This window comes from Nocardia sp. IFM 10818, assembly GCF_054655275.1.
The window spans coordinates 3,556,158-3,571,252 of the sequence record NZ_BAAHJH010000001.1 but is presented as its reverse complement, the minus strand read 5'-3'; the positions used below and the strand labels follow the sequence as shown (position 1 = coordinate 3,571,252).

Here is a 15,095-nt window from a genome sequence, read left to right as displayed (position 1 = left end):
TCGGTTGAGTTGCGAGACTCAATCTGCTTGCACCGGCTGCACATTCGCATGCCAGGCGGGTTTCGATCCACGGGCGGCCGGTACATCGGTGAGCGTGGGCCGCGAGAAGCCGGTCGTACCGGCCCGGCTGGATGGCCGTGGTTACGTTCAGGGCCCGAGATCCGAAGAGCACAAGCTCGGGTTGCCGCCGCTTCCTGGTTTGCGCTGCGCGCGCCGGGAGCGAGGTCTCCCGTGACGCGGCGACACAGGAGCACCGACCGACCGCGGATCGAAAAGCTCCTACTAGGCTTTGCGGACGTGGCGGTAGTGGAGGGCGCGCGGCGCAAAGTCATCGACGTAGGACGCCGGGCCCTGGGCCTGGACGTCCCCGCTGACGATCACACCGTCGCCGTACTGCACAGCGTCGAAACCGAGGTCCCCGGCCTGGACCGGCGAGAAACGCTGCAGTTGATGCGGATCCGCCTGCTGGGGGCCACCGGCGCGGTGATCATGGCCATTTCCGCCCTGGGGGTGGGCGCGCAGCCGGTGCACCAGAATCCGACCTCGGGGCTGCGGGTGCTGGGGTTCTTCGCGCGAGCGCACACCTCGACGCTGGCCATGTGCATGATCGGCACGGTCGCGGTGATCATGGCCTGGCTGCTGCTGGGGCGGTTCGCCGTGGGCGGGTGGGGCGGGAATCCGCGGCATCGGCTGAGCCGGTCGCAGATGGATCGGACCTTGCTGCTGTGGATCATTCCGCTCAGCGTGGCGCCGCCGCTGTTCAGCAATGACGTGTACTCCTACCTGGCGCAGAGCGAGATCGCGGCGCGGGGGCTGGATCCGTACAAGGTGGGGCCTGCCGATGGACTCGGGCTCTACAACGTGCTGACCAACAATGTGCCCAACATCTGGCGGGAGACGCCGGCGCCGTACGGGCCGCTGTTCCTGTGGATGGGCAAGGGCATCGCACTGGTGACCGGGGACAACATCATCGCCGGCGTGTGGCTGCACCGGCTGCTGGTGCTGGCGGCGGTGGCGCTCATGGTGTGGGCGCTGCCGCGGCTGTCGCGGCGGTGCGGGGTCGCGCCGGTGAGCGCCCTGTGGCTAGGGGCGGCGAACCCGCTGGTGCTCTTCCACCTGGTCGGCGGCGTGCACAATGACGCGCTCATGCTCGGGCTCATGCTGGCCGGGCTGGAGTTCTGCCTGCGAGGGATCGACGATCTGCGATTGTCGGATCGGCGGGCGTGGCTGCTGGTGTTGTTCGGGGCGGTCGTCATCACGCTGTCGTCGACCATCAAGATCACGTCATTGATCGCGCTGGGATTCGTGGGGATGGCGCTGGCCCGGCGGCTCGGCGGCGGATTCAAACGGGTGATCACGGTGGGGGCCGGGCTCGGCGTGATCGCGGTCGGGGTCACGTTGTTCGTCGTCACCGCAAGCGGTCTCGGGTTCGGCTGGATCTTCACGCTGAACACCGCCAATGCCGTGCGCAGCTATCTGTCGCTGCCCACCGCCATCGGGATAGCGACCGGATTCGGCGGGGTACTGCTGGGATTGGGCGATCACACCACCGCGCTGCTGAGCATCACCCGGCCGATCGCGAGTGCGGTGGCCGCGTTCGTGATCGTGCGCATGCTGGTGGCGACCTGGACCGGGCGGTTGCATCCGGTGGGTGCGCTCGGGGTGTCGCTCGGCGTGCTCGTGCTGCTGTTCCCGGTGGTGCAGCCGTGGTATCTGCTGTGGGCGATCGTGCCGCTGGCGGCGTGGGCGAACCGGCCCGCCTTCCGGGTTCCCGCGGTCGCGCTGTCGGTCATCGTGAGCGTGCTCGTCATGCCGCGCGGCGCGGACTTCTATGTCTTCCAGATCGTGCAGTCGGCCATCGCGACCGTGATCGTGGGGCTGCTGTTCATCTTCATCACGCGAAATGCGCTGCCGTGGCGCAATCAGCCGGGGGTGTCGGCTCCGTCACAGGAGCCCACGGCCTACGGTGTCTCCTCGTGACCGCAGCCTCCGGACCCGCCGTGCGCATCGACGGCGTCGTGAAACGCTACGGCGAGACCACCGCGGTGGACGGGATCAGCTTCGAACTCGAACGGGCGCAGGTGCTCGCGCTGCTCGGGCCCAATGGGGCGGGCAAGACCACCACCACCGAAATGTGCGAGGGGTTCGTCCGCCCGGATGCGGGAACCGTGCGGGTGCTCGGGCTGGATCCGATCGCCGATTCGGACACGCTGCGGCCGCGCATCGGGGTGATGCTGCAGGGCGGCGGGGCGTATCCGGGATCGCGGGCCGGGGAGATGCTCGACCTGGTGGCCTCGTATTCGGCCGATCCGCTGGATCCGGACTGGCTGCTGGACACGCTCGGGCTGAAGGATGCGCGGCGGACGCCGTATCGGCGGCTCTCGGGCGGGCAGCAGCAGCGGCTCGCCCTGGCGTGCGCGCTGGTCGGGCGGCCCGAGATCGTGTTCCTCGACGAGCCGACGGCGGGATTGGACGCGCAGGCACGGCATCTGGTGTGGGAGCTCATCGACGCGCTGCGGCGCGACGGGGTGAGCGTGCTCATGACCACGCACATGATGGACGAGGCCGAGCAGCTGGCCGACCAGCTGGTCATCATCGATCACGGGCAGATCGTGGCGCAGGGCACGCCCAGTGAGGTCACCTCGCAAGGGGCCGAGGGCCGGCTCGCGTTCCACGCGCCGCCGAAACTCGATCTGAGCCTGCTCGAAGCGGCGCTGCCGGAAGGGTTCGCGCCCAAGGAGATCAGCGCGGGCTACTACCTGCTGCAGGGCGACATCACCCCGCAGGTGCTGGCCACGCTCACGGCATGGTGCGCGCGAATCAATGTGCTGCCCACCGATATTCGCATCGACCAGCACCGCCTGGAAGATGTGTTCCTCGAACTCACCGGACGGGAGCTACGCGGGTGATCGACACCGCCAACCGGTTCGCACCCGGCACCTTCGCCCCCGACCCGCGACCCACCACGCGGGCGAAGATGCTGGCCGCCCAGACGCGCCTGGAACTGATCCTGTTGCTGCGCAACGGCGAACAGCTGCTGCTCACCATGTTCATCCCGATCACCCTGCTGATCGGCCTGACGCTGCTGCCGCTCAACGGCCTCGGCGACCACCGGGTCGAACGCGTGGTGCCCGCGGTGATGATGGTGGCCGTCATGTCCACCGCCTTCACCGGCCAGGCCATCGCCGTCGGCTTCGACCGCCGCTACGGGGCCCTGAAACGCCTGGGCGCCACTCCCCTCCCCCGCTGGGGCATCGTGGCGGGCAAGTGCGCGGCCGTGCTGATCGTGGTGGTCCTGCAATCAATTCTGCTGGGCGCCATCGGTTTCGCGCTGGGCTGGCGGCCGTCGATCTCCGGCCTGCTCCTCGGCGCGGTCGTCATCGCCCTCGGCACCGCCACCTTCGCCGCCCTCGGCCTGCTCCTGGGCGGGACGCTCAAGGCCGAAATCGTTCTCGCCCTGGCGAATATCCTCTGGTTCGTCATGCTCGGCATCGCCAGCCTCGTCCTCATGTCGGACGACCTCCCCAGCGCTGTGAGCCTGCTCGCCCGCGCGGTCCCCTCGGGCGCCCTGTCGCACTGCCTCGAACAGGCGCTGCGCAACAGCATCGATTGGTACGGCGTCGCGGTTCTGGCCGCTTGGGGCGGCATGAGCGGCTGGCTCGCGACCCGCTTCTTCCGATTCGACTGAGCGCCATTCGCACTGGTCGGGTCACACGGCAGCGACCACGACACTAGTCGGGGTTCGGGGCAGCGGCCGCGATACCAGTTGGGGGCTCGGGGCAACGGCCACGACACCAGTGGGGGTTCGGGGCAACGGCCACGACACCAGTGCGGGTTGGGGGGCGAAGCCCCCGAGAGGCTCCTGGGGGTTCGGGGGCGAAGCCCCTGAGAGTTTCGAGAGTTGTACTGACTCTTACGCGTTGTAGTAGGCCGGGTGCGGGGGGCTGATCGCGTCCCGCTACCATCGGTGCGTGCTTGCTCGCGCATTCCAGCGATTCGCCGATCTGTTCCCGATGCCCTCGCTTCGGGCGCAGCGCTTGATCGCCTTCGCGGTGATCCTCACCCAGGCCGGAATCTCGGTGACCGGAGCCATCGTCCGCGTCACCGCCTCGGGTCTCGGCTGCCCGACCTGGCCGCAGTGCTTCCCCGGCAGCTTCACGCCGATGGCGGTGGCCGAGGTGCCGGTGCTGCATCAAGCCGTCGAATTCGGCAATCGCATGCTGACTTTCGTGGTGACGCTGTTCGCGGCCGCGGTGGTGATCGCGGTGACGCGCGCCAAGCGGCGGCGCGAGGTGCGGATCTACGCGTGGCTCATGCCCGGCGGCACCGTGGTGCAGGCGATCATCGGCGGTATCACCGTGCGCACCGGACTGCTGTGGTGGACGGTCGCGGTGCACCTGCTGGCCTCCATGGTCATGGTGTGGCTGGCCGTACTGCTCTACGCCAAGATCTGCGAGCCCGACGACGGCGTGCAGACCGTGCAGGTGCCGAAGCCTTTGCGGCTGCTGACCGTGCTGAGCGGCGTCCTGCTCGCCGCGACCTTGATCGCCGGCACCCTGGTGACCGGCGCCGGCCCGCACGCCGGTGACAAGAGCATCGAACGCCAGGTCGAGCGCCTGCAGGTCGAGATCGTCACCCTGGTCCACCTGCACGCCGAACTGCTCGTCGCCTACCTCGCCCTGCTGGTCGGCCTGGCCTTCGGCCTCGCCGCCGTCGGCATGAATCGCGCGATCCGGGTCCGGTTGTTCGTGCTGCTGGCGCTGGTGTGCAGCCAGGCGCTGGTGGGCGTGGTGCAGTACTTCACCGACGTCCCGGCCGCCCTGGTCGCGATTCACGTCGGCGGTGCGGCGGCCTGCACGGCGGCCACCGCGGCGCTGTGGGCGTCCATGCGTACCCGCGAATCGGTGCCCGCCGAGAAGCGCGAACCGGTCACCGCCTGACGGCCCGCCGCTCGTTGCTGCACCGCTGGACGGCCCGCCGCTCGTTGACGTTCGGCTGTCGGGCGTCAGCGGCTACCGCCGATCGGCTACGGCGACACGGCCGGTCGCGAGCACCCGCGACCGGCGTACCGGAACCTCGAGGGCGCGGGCCACGACCAGCAGGTCCTGATCGGTGACGATGTCCAAGCCGTGGACGGCGAACAGGGCGTGGATCTGTTCCGGCGTCCACGCCGACCGCAGGCGTTCCTGCGCTTTCGATCCCGATCGACCGCCCGCGGCGAGGAACATCCGCAGCCCCCAGCGCTTCAGCAGCGCCGACCCCGACGCCGGGGTCGGGTAGGTGGCGATGAGGCGGCTGCCGGGCGCGGAACGCCGGTCGATGATGTCGAGCGTGCGCTCGACCTCCGATTGGGTGAGATAGGGCATGACGCCCTCCCAGATCCAGGTGGTCGACAGATCCGGCTGATGCCCGGAGGCTTCGAGCGCATCCCCCAGCGCGTCGCGCCCGAAGTCCACCGGTACGAAGGCAACCGATTTCGCGATCGGCTCCAGACCGCCGAGCCGCGCCTGCTTGTCCGCCTGCGAGGCGGGTTGATCGACCTCGAACACCGCGGTCGCAGCCAACCCGGGCATCCGCCACGCCCGTGCGTCCAATCCCGCCCCCAGCACCACGAGCTGCGGGTTGCCCGCCTCCACGACCGCCTCGTCGATCGCCACCGTGCGGGGGACGAGGATCTCCATTGTCGCCCTGAGCGTTTCGTACCTGATCCGCTCCCCCATCCGGCGCGGCTCGACCTCCCCGCGAGCCTGTTCCACCTCCGTCAGCTCCCCCTCGCGCAACAATCGCGCCGCCACCGGATCGGCGAATCTCCCCACCGCGATCCGCCCGTCGCCGATCGCCCGCGCCTGACAGACCAGCACAGCGGTCCGGCTCGCTTCGTTACCTGCCATAACGAGCAATTATGCTGCCGCACCCGCCCGGTATCGCGGCGGATGCGACATTCCGTCGCCGTCAGGGCAGGTCGGCCACGACCACCCGACTGTTGGCGAGCCACTCGGGCGCCTCATACGGGATCTCCAGCGCGCGAGCAATGCTCAGCAAATCCTCGTCGGTGTCGATTTCCAGGCCGTGAGCCGTGCACAGGGCGGCCATCTGCGCAGGCGTCCACAGCGACCGAATACGTTCCTCCCGTTTCGCCCCGGCGGTGCCGGCCACGGCCATCCAGAGCCGGACTCCCCACGGCTGCAACAGCACCGTATGCAGAGTGGGCGTCGTATAGCCGGCGATCACGCGACTGCCCGGTGCGGAGCGGGCGACGATGGCTCGGAGTGCGCGTTCCACGTGCGGCTTCCGCAGATACCGCAGTCCGCCCTCCCAGATCCACGTCGTCGGCTCCGCCGCCAGCTGCCCGGCCGCCTCGAGCGCGGATGCCAGTGCGGCACTGCCGGATTCCACCGGCACGAAGCGCACCGACGCCGCGGCCGGATCCGCATCCCCGATACGGTCGCGTTTGTCGGCCTGTGCCGCGGGATGGTCGACCTCGAAGACGACGGTCCAGGCGAGTTCGGCCATGCGCCAGGCCCGCGCGTCGAGCCCGGCCCCGAGCACCACGAGCTGCGGATTGGCGGCCGCCCGCACCGCGTCATCGATCACGACCGTGCGCGCGGCCAGGATGTCCGCCAGTTCGGCGAGCATCCGGTAGCGCAGCCACGCCATGGTCCGCTGTGGTTCGGCGGCGCTCCGGATCCGTTCCACGGCGGCCCGTTCCGGAGCCCGCAACATCCGTATGGAAACCGGATCGGTGAACCGGCCGACCGCCGTCCGGCCATCCGCGACCGCACGAGCCTGGCAGATCACGATGCCGGACCGGCACATCATTGCCCGGCCCCCGCCAGCAAGGCCCCCGCCGCGACCGCCTCCACAATGGCGAAGAACCAAATCGGATAGAACGCCGTCCGCGCATCGAGCACCGCCGACACCACCCGCCCCAGCGCCATCCCGCCCAGCGCCGCCGCGACCGCCACCATGATCCCTTCCCGCAGCGATCCCGGATTCACCGCCGCCACAATCAGAATCGCCGCCATCGCCACCCCGAACCCGCCGTACACGGCCCGCACCTCGTAGCGCGCCCGGACATCGTCGGTCCGCAGCCCGAACGGCCGCACCGTCGCCCCCGGGGCCACCAGCGCATACCCACCCATGGCCAAGAACAACACGGCCACAATCACAGCGATGACGACAGCCACGACAACCTCCACTCCGAATACGATTCCGAGTCAGCATGCAAGCCGGACCGCATCGGCCGCTTCCACAAACCTGCTATCGACGACTCCTCCCGCGCAGGCGACCGAATCGGCACCGCGACCTGCCCGGTATCGGCGGCGCGCCCGCCCACCTCGGGTCGCCGATCCCGGGGACGAGTTCGCGACAGAGCGACGGACGGCCACGGCCGCCGCATCGCGCGCGGGGACGGGCCGTGGACGGCGAACAATGGACGCAGGCCGAAGGTTCGGGCGGCGGGTCTCGACGGGCGAAGGCCGGAGCAGAAATCGTTGCGGCAACGGCGGAGGGCACGGACGGCGGGCGGTAGCCTTCTGCTCGGTTCGATCAGGAGGTTGGCGGTGGCCGCTGCGGCGAGGAGCGAGGGTGAGCCGCGTGCCGGGCCCAGGGTGTGGCTGTGGGCCGGGCAAGCGCTCTATGTCGGTGCGGCGCTGGATCTTTCGCCGCATTCCGGATCGGTGTGGTGCCTCGCGATCGGTATCGATCGGCCGTTCACCGTGCGGGTCGGGGACAGTCGCCCGCTGGCGGTGCGCAGTGCCCTGATTCCGCCGCGCACCACCCATCAGCTCATCGCCGAGGGCGGGCGGATGGTGTTCTGCTATCTGGATCCCGCATCGGACCGCGCGCGTTCCTGTCGCGAGCGAATGGCGCACTGGCAGGACATGATCGGTGCGCGGCACGCGGAGGAGCATCGTTTGGCGGTTCTCGGTGCGGCGCTCGGCCACGACTCCACACAGCCCGCCGATGAGCGCGCGGCCGAGTTGCTCGAGCTGGCGGCGCCCATCACTCCCCATGTCGTCGACGAACGCATCGCCGCGGCCGCGCGGGCGCTCCGGGACGATCCGGCGGGGGCCATTCCCGCGCGCGAGCTGGCAACCCGTGCGGGATTGTCGGAATCGCGGTTCCTGCATCTGTTCCGGCAGGAACTCGGCACGAGCTTGCGCCGCTACCGGCTGTGGGTTCGGCTCATGCATGCGGCGACGCTGTCGGCCGCAGGCCACAACCTCACGACGGTGGCGGCCGAGGCCGGGTTCGCCAGCCCTTCGCATCTCGCGGATCGGTTCCGGACCACATTCGGGCTCTCCGCGACGCGGCTGATCGCCACCGGCGTGCGGGTGCGCACCTGCCCGCCGCAGTAGCCGGTCAGGTGCAGGCGGGTGACGGGACGGCGCCGGCGGTGAGGATATTGCAGGCCCAGGCCGAACTGATGCGCCAGGCGCCGTCGATCGCGACGAAGGGGACGACCATGGGGGACTTGCCCTGTGGGGTGGCTGCGAGGCCGAGGGCCATGAGGGATCGGTTCACCGCCGTGGCTCGGGATACCTCGAAGTTGGTGTCGTACTGGGCGAGGACGGTGGCCAGGCGGGTGATCAGGTCCGGGTCCTTGTCGTCGTCGGCGACGCGGAGGGACTTTTCGGAGGCGGGGATGGCGGGGTCGAAGGCCTGGCGGAGTTGGGCGTCGAGTTCGCTTGCCGTCGGTACTGGGGGCGGTGGATCTTCCGGGGCCGCCGCCTCGCCGAGAGTGCCGGGGTAGAGCTCGGTGACGATTTCCTTCCAGATGTCGTCGGCGCGCAGCCAGAGCAGGCGGGTGAACTGGTTGACGACGACGGCGATGGAGACGTCGCGGTCGGGGAGGTAGGCGATGTAGGTGGTGTAGCCGGCTGTGGTGCCGCTGTGGCCGAACCACCGGCCGGAGACCATGACGCCGAGGCCGTAGGACAGGCCGCCGCGAGCCTGGGTGGATTGGGTTCGGGCGTGCTGGGTTTCGGGCTTCAGGAGGGTGCCGCGGCCCAGCATGCCGGTGTATTCGGCCAGGTCGGAGATGGTGGACACCATGCTGCCGCCCGCACCGTACAGGACCGGGGCGGCACGGCCGGTGACGTCGGACGGTGTCTCGTCGAAGTAGGCGTAGCCGCGGCTTTCCGGGGCCGGCATGGCCGCGTCGACGGGGTAAGCGGTTTCGGTGAGGCCGTAGTCGGCGACCAGATCGTTGATGACCTCGTGCACCGGTTTGCCGGTGACCTTTTCGAGGACGAGGCCCAGCAGGTAGTACTCGGAATTGGAGTACGCGGTGCGGGTGTTCGGCGGTGTCGCGTACTGCGGATTGCCGGTGATCGCGCGCAGCCGGTCGCCCTCCTGCCAGCCGAGGGTCGGCGATTTCGCGTCCAGCTGTTCCTGATACGCGGCCTCGTGGTCGAGATCGTAGACGCCGCCGCGCATGCCGAGCAGATCCCGCAGGGTGATGGCGTCGCCGTAGGGGATGCCGTCGACGTAGCGGTTCAGGCGGTCGTCGAGGGACAGCGTGCCTTCGTCGGCCAGGCGCAGGATGGCGGTGGCGGTGAAAGTCTTTGTGACGCTGGCGATTCGTACCGAATCGTGGACGCCGGCGGGGCGGCCGGTCGTGAGGTCGGAGGTGCCGTATGCCCTCACGTAGGCGCCCCGGTCCGGATCGACCACCGCCACCATCGCGCCCGGGATGAGCGCCGCCGTCATTCCCGATTCGACGATGCGGTCGATGGTGGCCGCCGCATCGGCGGGGAAGGCCGGGGTGTCGGCGCTGTTCCCGCAGCCCGCCAGGAAGGCGGCGAGCAGCACACCGACCACACCGATTCGAGCAACTCTGATCAATCGATTGCTGCGGTAAATGGCTCGTCCCCCTTCGGTTCTCGTTCGAGAGTACCGAAGGGGGACGGAACGCCTGGTTACCCGCAGCCGCGTGATCAGAAGTTCTGCCACTCCGGCTTGTTCGCCACCGCGAAGCGGTAGTAGTCGATCGCCTTCAGGTTGGCCGCCGCATCCGGATCCACGATCACGGTGACGTGCGGGTGCATCTGGAGGATGGAGGCCGGGCAGAAGGCCGAGACCGGACCTTCGACGGCGGCGGCCACGGCTTCGGCCTTGCCCGGACCGGTGGCGATCATGACGAGATGGTCGGCGTCGCTGATGGTTCCGAGACCCTGGGTGAGGACGTGGGTCGGCACCTGGCTCAGGTCGTCGTCGAAGAAGCGGGCATTGTCCTCCCGCGTCTTCGGGGTCAGCGTCTTCACGCGGGTGCGCGAGCGCAGCGACGAGCCGGGTTCGTTGAAACCGATGTGCCCGTTGGCGCCGATGCCCAGGATCTGCACCGAGATCCGCCCGGTGCCGGCGATGGCGCGCTCGTAAGCGGCGGCGGCGGCCGGAATGTCGGCGGCCTGCCCGTCGGGGCTGTGCACGTCGGCGTCGTCGAAGTCCACGTGCGAGGTGAACTCGTCGCGAATGAACTGGGCGTAGGACTGCGGGTGCCCGGGCGGCAGGCCGATGTATTCGTCGAGCAGGAAGGCCTGCACGCCTTGGAAACTCAGTTCCCCGGCCTCGTACTGCCGGATCATCTCCCGGTAGGCGCCCAGGGGCGAGGAGCCGGTGGCCAGGCCGATGGCGCGGGCGCCGCGGCGCACATGGTCGGCCATGATGCGGCCGGCCAGCACACCGGCTTCGGCCGCGTTGTCGGTGATCACGAGTTCCATGCGAGTCCGTCCTTGTACACGGTCAGTGGGGTCAGGTGGTGGTCGGCGAGGAGCACATCGGCGTTCATACCCGCGCGCAGCGAACCTACGCGGTCGGCGAGCCCGAGCAGCCGGGCCGGAGTGGCCGCCGCCGCGGTCGCGGCCGAGGTCAGCTCGACTCCGGCGTGGAAGACCGTGCGCCGCAGCACATCCGCCGCGGTGGCGGTGCCGCCCGCGATCGCGCCCTCCCCGTCCGGGTCGTACAGCCGCGATACCCCGTCCTGCACGACGACGTCGAGCACACCGAGGTGATAGCGCCCGTCGGGCATGCCCGCGGCCGCCATGGCATCGGTGATGAGGGCGAGATTGTCCGCGCCGATGGTGTCGAACACCATGCGCACGGTGCCGTCGGCCAGGTGCACGCCGTCGGCGATGACCTCGGCCACCACATCGCCGCGCCCGGCCGCCGCCATGGCGGCGGTGAGGAAATTGGCGTCGCGATGGGCGAGTTCGGGCATGGCATTGAACAGGTGGGTGATGGACACCCGCCACCCGCGTTTCATGGCGTGCACCGAATGCTCGTAGTCGGCGACGGTATGCCCCAGCGACAGCACGATATTCGCGTCGGCGAGCACATCGGCGAGCTTGTCGAAGTTCTCGGTCTCCGGGGCGATGGTCACCGCCACGATGCGCCCGCCCGCGAATTCCACCAGCCGGGCCAGCATGTCGGGATCGCCGGGCACGATCCGCTCGGGATCGTGGGCGCCCCGGCGGTGTTCGCTGATGAACGGGCCCTCCAGGTGGATGCCCGCCAGCAGCCCGGTGTCCACCGCCGCACCGAGCAGGCCGATGCGTTCGCGCAGTTCGTCTTCGGTCGCCGAGACCAGGGAGGCCACCAGGGTGGTGGTGCCGCGGTCGCGATGGAAGTTCGCGGCCGCGGCGATGCCCTCGGCATCGGTTTCGGGGAAGCCGTATCCACCGCCGCCGTGGCAGTGCACGTCGATGAGCCCGGGCAGAATGATCGGCGGTTCCTCCGGAAGATCCGGCAGTTCGCCATCGAATTCCGTTGCCGGGCCGACATAGTCGATCATCGGGCCGTCGAAGGACACGACTCCGTCGGCGAGTTCGCCCACCTCGGTGAGGGTGACGACCCGCCCGCGCAGGATCGGCATCAGCTGGCTCGCCCCAGCGCTCTCCGCGCCGCCGCCAGGGCGTCGTCGGCGGTCCGGGCCGCGAGCACGCCCGCGGCGGCGGCCTTGCACTGTTCGAGGGTGACCTCGGCCAGCGCCGCCCGCACACCCGCCAGTGAGCGCGGGGCCATGGACAGCGTCTCGACGCCGAGACCCACCAGCACACAGGCGAATTCCGGATTGGACGCGGATTCGCCGCACACACCCACCGTGACCCCGTGCGCGCTCGCCCCGTCGACCACCAGCGCGATGGTCGCGGCCAGCGCCGGCTGCCACGGAGTGTGCAGCGCCGCCAGCGCAGACGACATGCGATCCGCGCCGAACAGGTACTGCGACAGGTCGTTCGTACCGATGGAGAAGAAATCCACCTCCGCGCCGAGCTGCCCGGCGCGGATGGCCGCCGCCGGAATCTCGACCATGATGCCGCGCGTGTCGATCCCGGTCGCGCGGGCGCGGGTGGCGAAATAGTTCGCCTCCTCGACGGTGGCGACCATCGGCGCCATGACCTTGACCGGGGTGCCGGTGGCCTTGGCGGCGGTCTCGATCGCGGTGAGCTGGTCGAGCAGCGCCCCCTCATCGACGCTGCTCAACCGCAGGCCGCGCACACCCAGCGCCGGATTCTCCTCCTCCGGCAGGTTCAGGAACGGCAGCGGCTTGTCGGATCCGGCATCGAGGGTGCGGACGGTGACCGGCCGCTCCCCCATGATCCGGAAGATCTCGGTGTATTGGGCCGTCTGCTCGTCCACGGTGGGCGAGGACTTGCGGTCCAGGAAAAGGAATTCCGTGCGGAACAGGCCGACGCCCTCCGCACCGAGCTCGACGGCGAGCCGCGCGTCGACCGCGCTGCCCACGTTCGCGAGCAGCGGCACCGCGTGCCCGTCGGCGGTGCGGCCCGGTCCGGTCGGGGCATCCGCCTGCCGCGCCCGAACCGCCTCGACTTCCGCGCGCCGCTCGGCACTCGGCGCGATGTCCACGGTGCCACCGGTGCCGTCGAGAACCACTTCGGTGTCCTCGGCGATAGCAACGGCGCCCGGACAGGCCACGACAGCCGGAATGCCCAGCGCCTTGGCCAGAATCGCGGTGTGCGAGGTCGGCCCGCCGGCGACGGTCAGCAGCCCGACCACGATCTCGGGATTCAGCGTCGCGGTATCGGCGGGCGCGAGATCCTGGGCGGCGAGCACGAAAGGCACGGTGCTGTCCGGGATTCCGGGCGGATCCACGCCCAGCAGCTCGGCCACCACCCGCTGGCCCACGTCCCGCAGATCGGAGGCGCGCTCGGCCATCATGCCGCCGAGCGCGGCGAGCTGTTCGGCGAAGTGCGCCACGGCCTCGGTGACCGAGTGCGCGGTGGGCCGACCGGCCCGGATGCCCGCGCGCACCTGATCCAGCAACGCCGGATCGGCGGCCAGCGCCGAGGTCATGAACAGAATGTCCGCGGCCGGCCCCTGCGCGTCCAGCGCCTGCGCGCTGTAGCGCGCGGCGACGGTCTCGAAAGCGGTTTCGGCCCGGGAGATCTCGGCGTCCACGTCGCTCCCGGGAGCGTCGTCCGGCGAGGTGACGGGCGCGGACGCCAGCCACTTCACCGGTCCGAGCGCCACTCCGGGAGCGGCCGCGACACCGCGCACCTCACGCGTCAAGATCGGTCTCCAGCAGCGTCACGAGCTCGTCCAGGGCCGCGTCGGCCCCGTCCTCGGCGTGCAGGGTGACCTTGTCGCCCTGCTTCACGCCGAGGGTCATCACCTGCAGCAGGCTTCCGGCGGCGACCGGGTCCTTGCCGTCGATCGAAATCGTCACGGGGACAGGGGAAGCGGCAGCGGCCTTGGCGAAAAGCGCTGCCGGACGGGCGTGCAGACCGGTCTTCGACGCAACAACAGCGGTGCGAGTGATCATTCTTTGACGTTCTCCTTCTCGATTTCCGCCTCGTCCGCTTCGCGGCCGGGGGTCTGCAAGTTCCAGCGTCGAATAATGAAGCTGAAGGTGAAGTAGTACAGCGCCGCGTAGCCGAGACCGATCGGGATGAGCCACAGCGGTTTGGTGGCGATGCCGAAGTTCAGCAGGTAGTCGATGCCGCCCGCCGAGAAGGTGAAGCCGTCGTGGATACCCAGCGCATTGGTCAGCGCCAGCGCCGAACCGGTGAAGATGGCGTGGATGAACAGCAGCGGCCACGCCACGAAGATGAAGGCGAATTCCAGTGGCTCGGTAATGCCGGTGACGAAGGCGGTCAGACCGGTCGACAGCATGATGCCGCCGATCATCTTGCGGTTTTCCGGCTTGGCGGTGCGGTAGATGGCCAGGGCCGCGGCGGGCAGGCCGAACATCATGATCGGGAAGAAGCCGGTCATGAAGGTTCCGGCGGTCGGGTCGCCGCTCAGGAAGCGCGGGATGTCACCGTGCACGCCGTTGTAGTCGCCGAGGGTGAACCACACCACGGAGTTGATGATGTGGTGCAGCCCGAGCGGAATCAGCATTCGGTTGGCAAATCCGAAGACGCCGCCGCCCACGACGGAGTTGTCGGCGACGGATTCGCCGAGCCAGGTCAGGCCGGAGTTGAAGGCGGGGTAGATGAACGAGGCCACGACACCGATCACCACGGCCGCGCAGGCGGTCAGGATCGGCACCAGGCGACGTCCCGAGAAGAACCCGAGATAGTCGGGCAACTGCGTGCGGTGATAGCGCTGCCAGAGGATGGCGGCGGTCAGACCCATCACGATGCCGCCGAGGACACCAAAGTTGACCAGGGCTTGCGCACCCTTGGAATCGGTCTTGCCCTCCAGCACGATCGGCGCCATGGCCTTGGTGACGCCGTTGAAGGCCAGGTAGCCCACGACCGCGGCCAGGGCGGTGGAGCCGTCGGCCTTCTTGGCCCAGCCGATGGCGATGCCGACCGCGAACAGCAGTGGCAAATTGTCGAGCAGCGCGCCGCCCGCGCCCGCCAAGACGTCGGCGACGGTCTTCAGGGCCGACCAGCGGCCGAGCATGTCGTCCTGTCCTAGTCGTAGCAGCAAACCGGCAGCAGGTAGCGTGGCGATGGGCAGCATGAGGCTGCGGCCGAGCTTCTGCAGTCCGGACAGGTCGATTTTCTTGCGCGTGCTAGGTGCAGCAGCGGTATCGGCCATGGCGGGTCCTCAGGATCTGTGAATAGGGTCACGCACATGTATGGTGACTGGTTATAACCAGAGATATACTGGTTATAACCAGTTTT

At 69.3% G+C, this 15,095-nt stretch carries 14 protein-coding genes; 5 read left to right on the top strand and 9 right to left on the bottom strand.

Annotation, left to right across the window (positions count from 1 at the left end):
• The first annotated feature begins 297 nt into the window (after window positions 1–297).
• From mptB to ACYQ5L_RS16315, 4 genes are all read left to right on the top strand, one after another.
• Window positions 298–1,980: a polyprenol phosphomannose-dependent alpha 1,6 mannosyltransferase MptB gene (mptB, locus tag ACYQ5L_RS16330; RefSeq protein ID WP_459958420.1), complete on the top strand. Its 1,683-nt coding sequence runs from the start codon at window positions 298–300 to the stop codon at window positions 1,978–1,980.
• Window positions 1,977–2,909, top strand: a complete 933-nt coding sequence (locus ACYQ5L_RS16325; protein ID WP_459958419.1) for an ABC transporter ATP-binding protein — start codon at window positions 1,977–1,979, stop codon at window positions 2,907–2,909. The genes mptB and ACYQ5L_RS16325 overlap by 4 nt, the downstream gene beginning before the upstream one ends.
• Complete coding sequence (locus ACYQ5L_RS16320; RefSeq protein ID WP_459958417.1) at window positions 2,906–3,688, top strand: ABC transporter permease; 783 nt, start codon at window positions 2,906–2,908, stop codon at window positions 3,686–3,688. The genes ACYQ5L_RS16325 and ACYQ5L_RS16320 overlap by 4 nt, the downstream gene beginning before the upstream one ends.
• Before the next feature lie 283 nt (window positions 3,689–3,971).
• Window positions 3,972–4,940: a COX15/CtaA family protein gene (locus ACYQ5L_RS16315; RefSeq protein WP_459958416.1), complete on the top strand. Its 969-nt coding sequence runs from the start codon at window positions 3,972–3,974 to the stop codon at window positions 4,938–4,940.
• Window positions 4,941–5,012: 72 nt separating this feature from the next.
• On the opposite strand, the gene ACYQ5L_RS16310 is transcribed toward ACYQ5L_RS16315, so the two are convergent.
• The 3 genes from ACYQ5L_RS16310 to ACYQ5L_RS16300 all read right to left on the bottom strand — a co-directional run bounded on the left by ACYQ5L_RS16310 (window position 5,013) and on the right by ACYQ5L_RS16300 (window position 7,187).
• Window positions 5,013–5,891, bottom strand: a complete 879-nt coding sequence (locus ACYQ5L_RS16310; protein ID WP_459958414.1) for a class I SAM-dependent methyltransferase — start codon at window positions 5,889–5,891, stop codon at window positions 5,013–5,015.
• Window positions 5,892–5,952: 61 nt separating this feature from the next.
• A complete protein-coding gene (locus ACYQ5L_RS16305) occupies window positions 5,953–6,816 on the bottom strand; it encodes a class I SAM-dependent methyltransferase (protein WP_459963443.1) in 864 nt (287 codons plus the stop codon).
• Entirely contained in the window at window positions 6,816–7,187 is a 372-nt protein-coding gene (locus ACYQ5L_RS16300; protein WP_459958411.1) for a DUF4345 family protein, read from the bottom strand. Before ACYQ5L_RS16300 ends, ACYQ5L_RS16305 begins: the two co-directional genes overlap by 1 nt.
• 375 nt (window positions 7,188–7,562) lie before the next feature.
• Between ACYQ5L_RS16300 and ACYQ5L_RS16295 the strand changes: the two genes are divergently transcribed.
• Window positions 7,563–8,360 carry an AraC family transcriptional regulator gene (locus tag ACYQ5L_RS16295; RefSeq protein WP_459958409.1) on the top strand — a complete coding sequence of 266 codons (798 nt, stop codon included), beginning with the start codon at window positions 7,563–7,565 and terminating at the stop codon, window positions 8,358–8,360.
• Between the two features lie 4 nt (window positions 8,361–8,364).
• Here ACYQ5L_RS16295 and ACYQ5L_RS16290 read toward each other — a convergent pair whose 3' ends face one another.
• The 6 genes from ACYQ5L_RS16290 to ACYQ5L_RS16265 form a co-directional block, all read right to left on the bottom strand.
• On the bottom strand, window positions 8,365–9,849 hold the full coding sequence (locus ACYQ5L_RS16290; protein ID WP_459958406.1) for a serine hydrolase domain-containing protein: 1,485 nt from the start codon (window positions 9,847–9,849) through the stop codon (window positions 8,365–8,367).
• 92 nt (window positions 9,850–9,941) lie between these two features.
• A complete protein-coding gene (gene nagB, locus ACYQ5L_RS16285) occupies window positions 9,942–10,724 on the bottom strand; it encodes a glucosamine-6-phosphate deaminase (protein WP_459958403.1) in 783 nt (260 codons plus the stop codon).
• Window positions 10,712–11,875: an N-acetylglucosamine-6-phosphate deacetylase gene (nagA, locus tag ACYQ5L_RS16280; protein WP_459958400.1), complete on the bottom strand. Its 1,164-nt coding sequence runs from the start codon at window positions 11,873–11,875 to the stop codon at window positions 10,712–10,714. The genes nagB and nagA overlap by 13 nt, the downstream gene beginning before the upstream one ends.
• Window positions 11,875–13,530, bottom strand: coding sequence for a phosphoenolpyruvate--protein phosphotransferase (gene ptsP / locus ACYQ5L_RS16275; protein ID WP_459958398.1), 1,656 nt, complete (start codon window positions 13,528–13,530; stop codon window positions 11,875–11,877). Before ptsP ends, nagA begins: the two co-directional genes overlap by 1 nt.
• Entirely contained in the window at window positions 13,520–13,783 is a 264-nt protein-coding gene (locus ACYQ5L_RS16270) for an HPr family phosphocarrier protein (RefSeq protein WP_379193560.1), read from the bottom strand. The genes ptsP and ACYQ5L_RS16270 overlap by 11 nt, the downstream gene beginning before the upstream one ends.
• Window positions 13,780–15,009, bottom strand: a complete 1,230-nt coding sequence (locus ACYQ5L_RS16265) for a PTS transporter subunit EIIC (RefSeq protein ID WP_459958393.1) — start codon at window positions 15,007–15,009, stop codon at window positions 13,780–13,782. The genes ACYQ5L_RS16270 and ACYQ5L_RS16265 overlap by 4 nt, the downstream gene beginning before the upstream one ends.
• Between the last annotated feature and the right edge of the window lie 86 nt (window positions 15,010–15,095).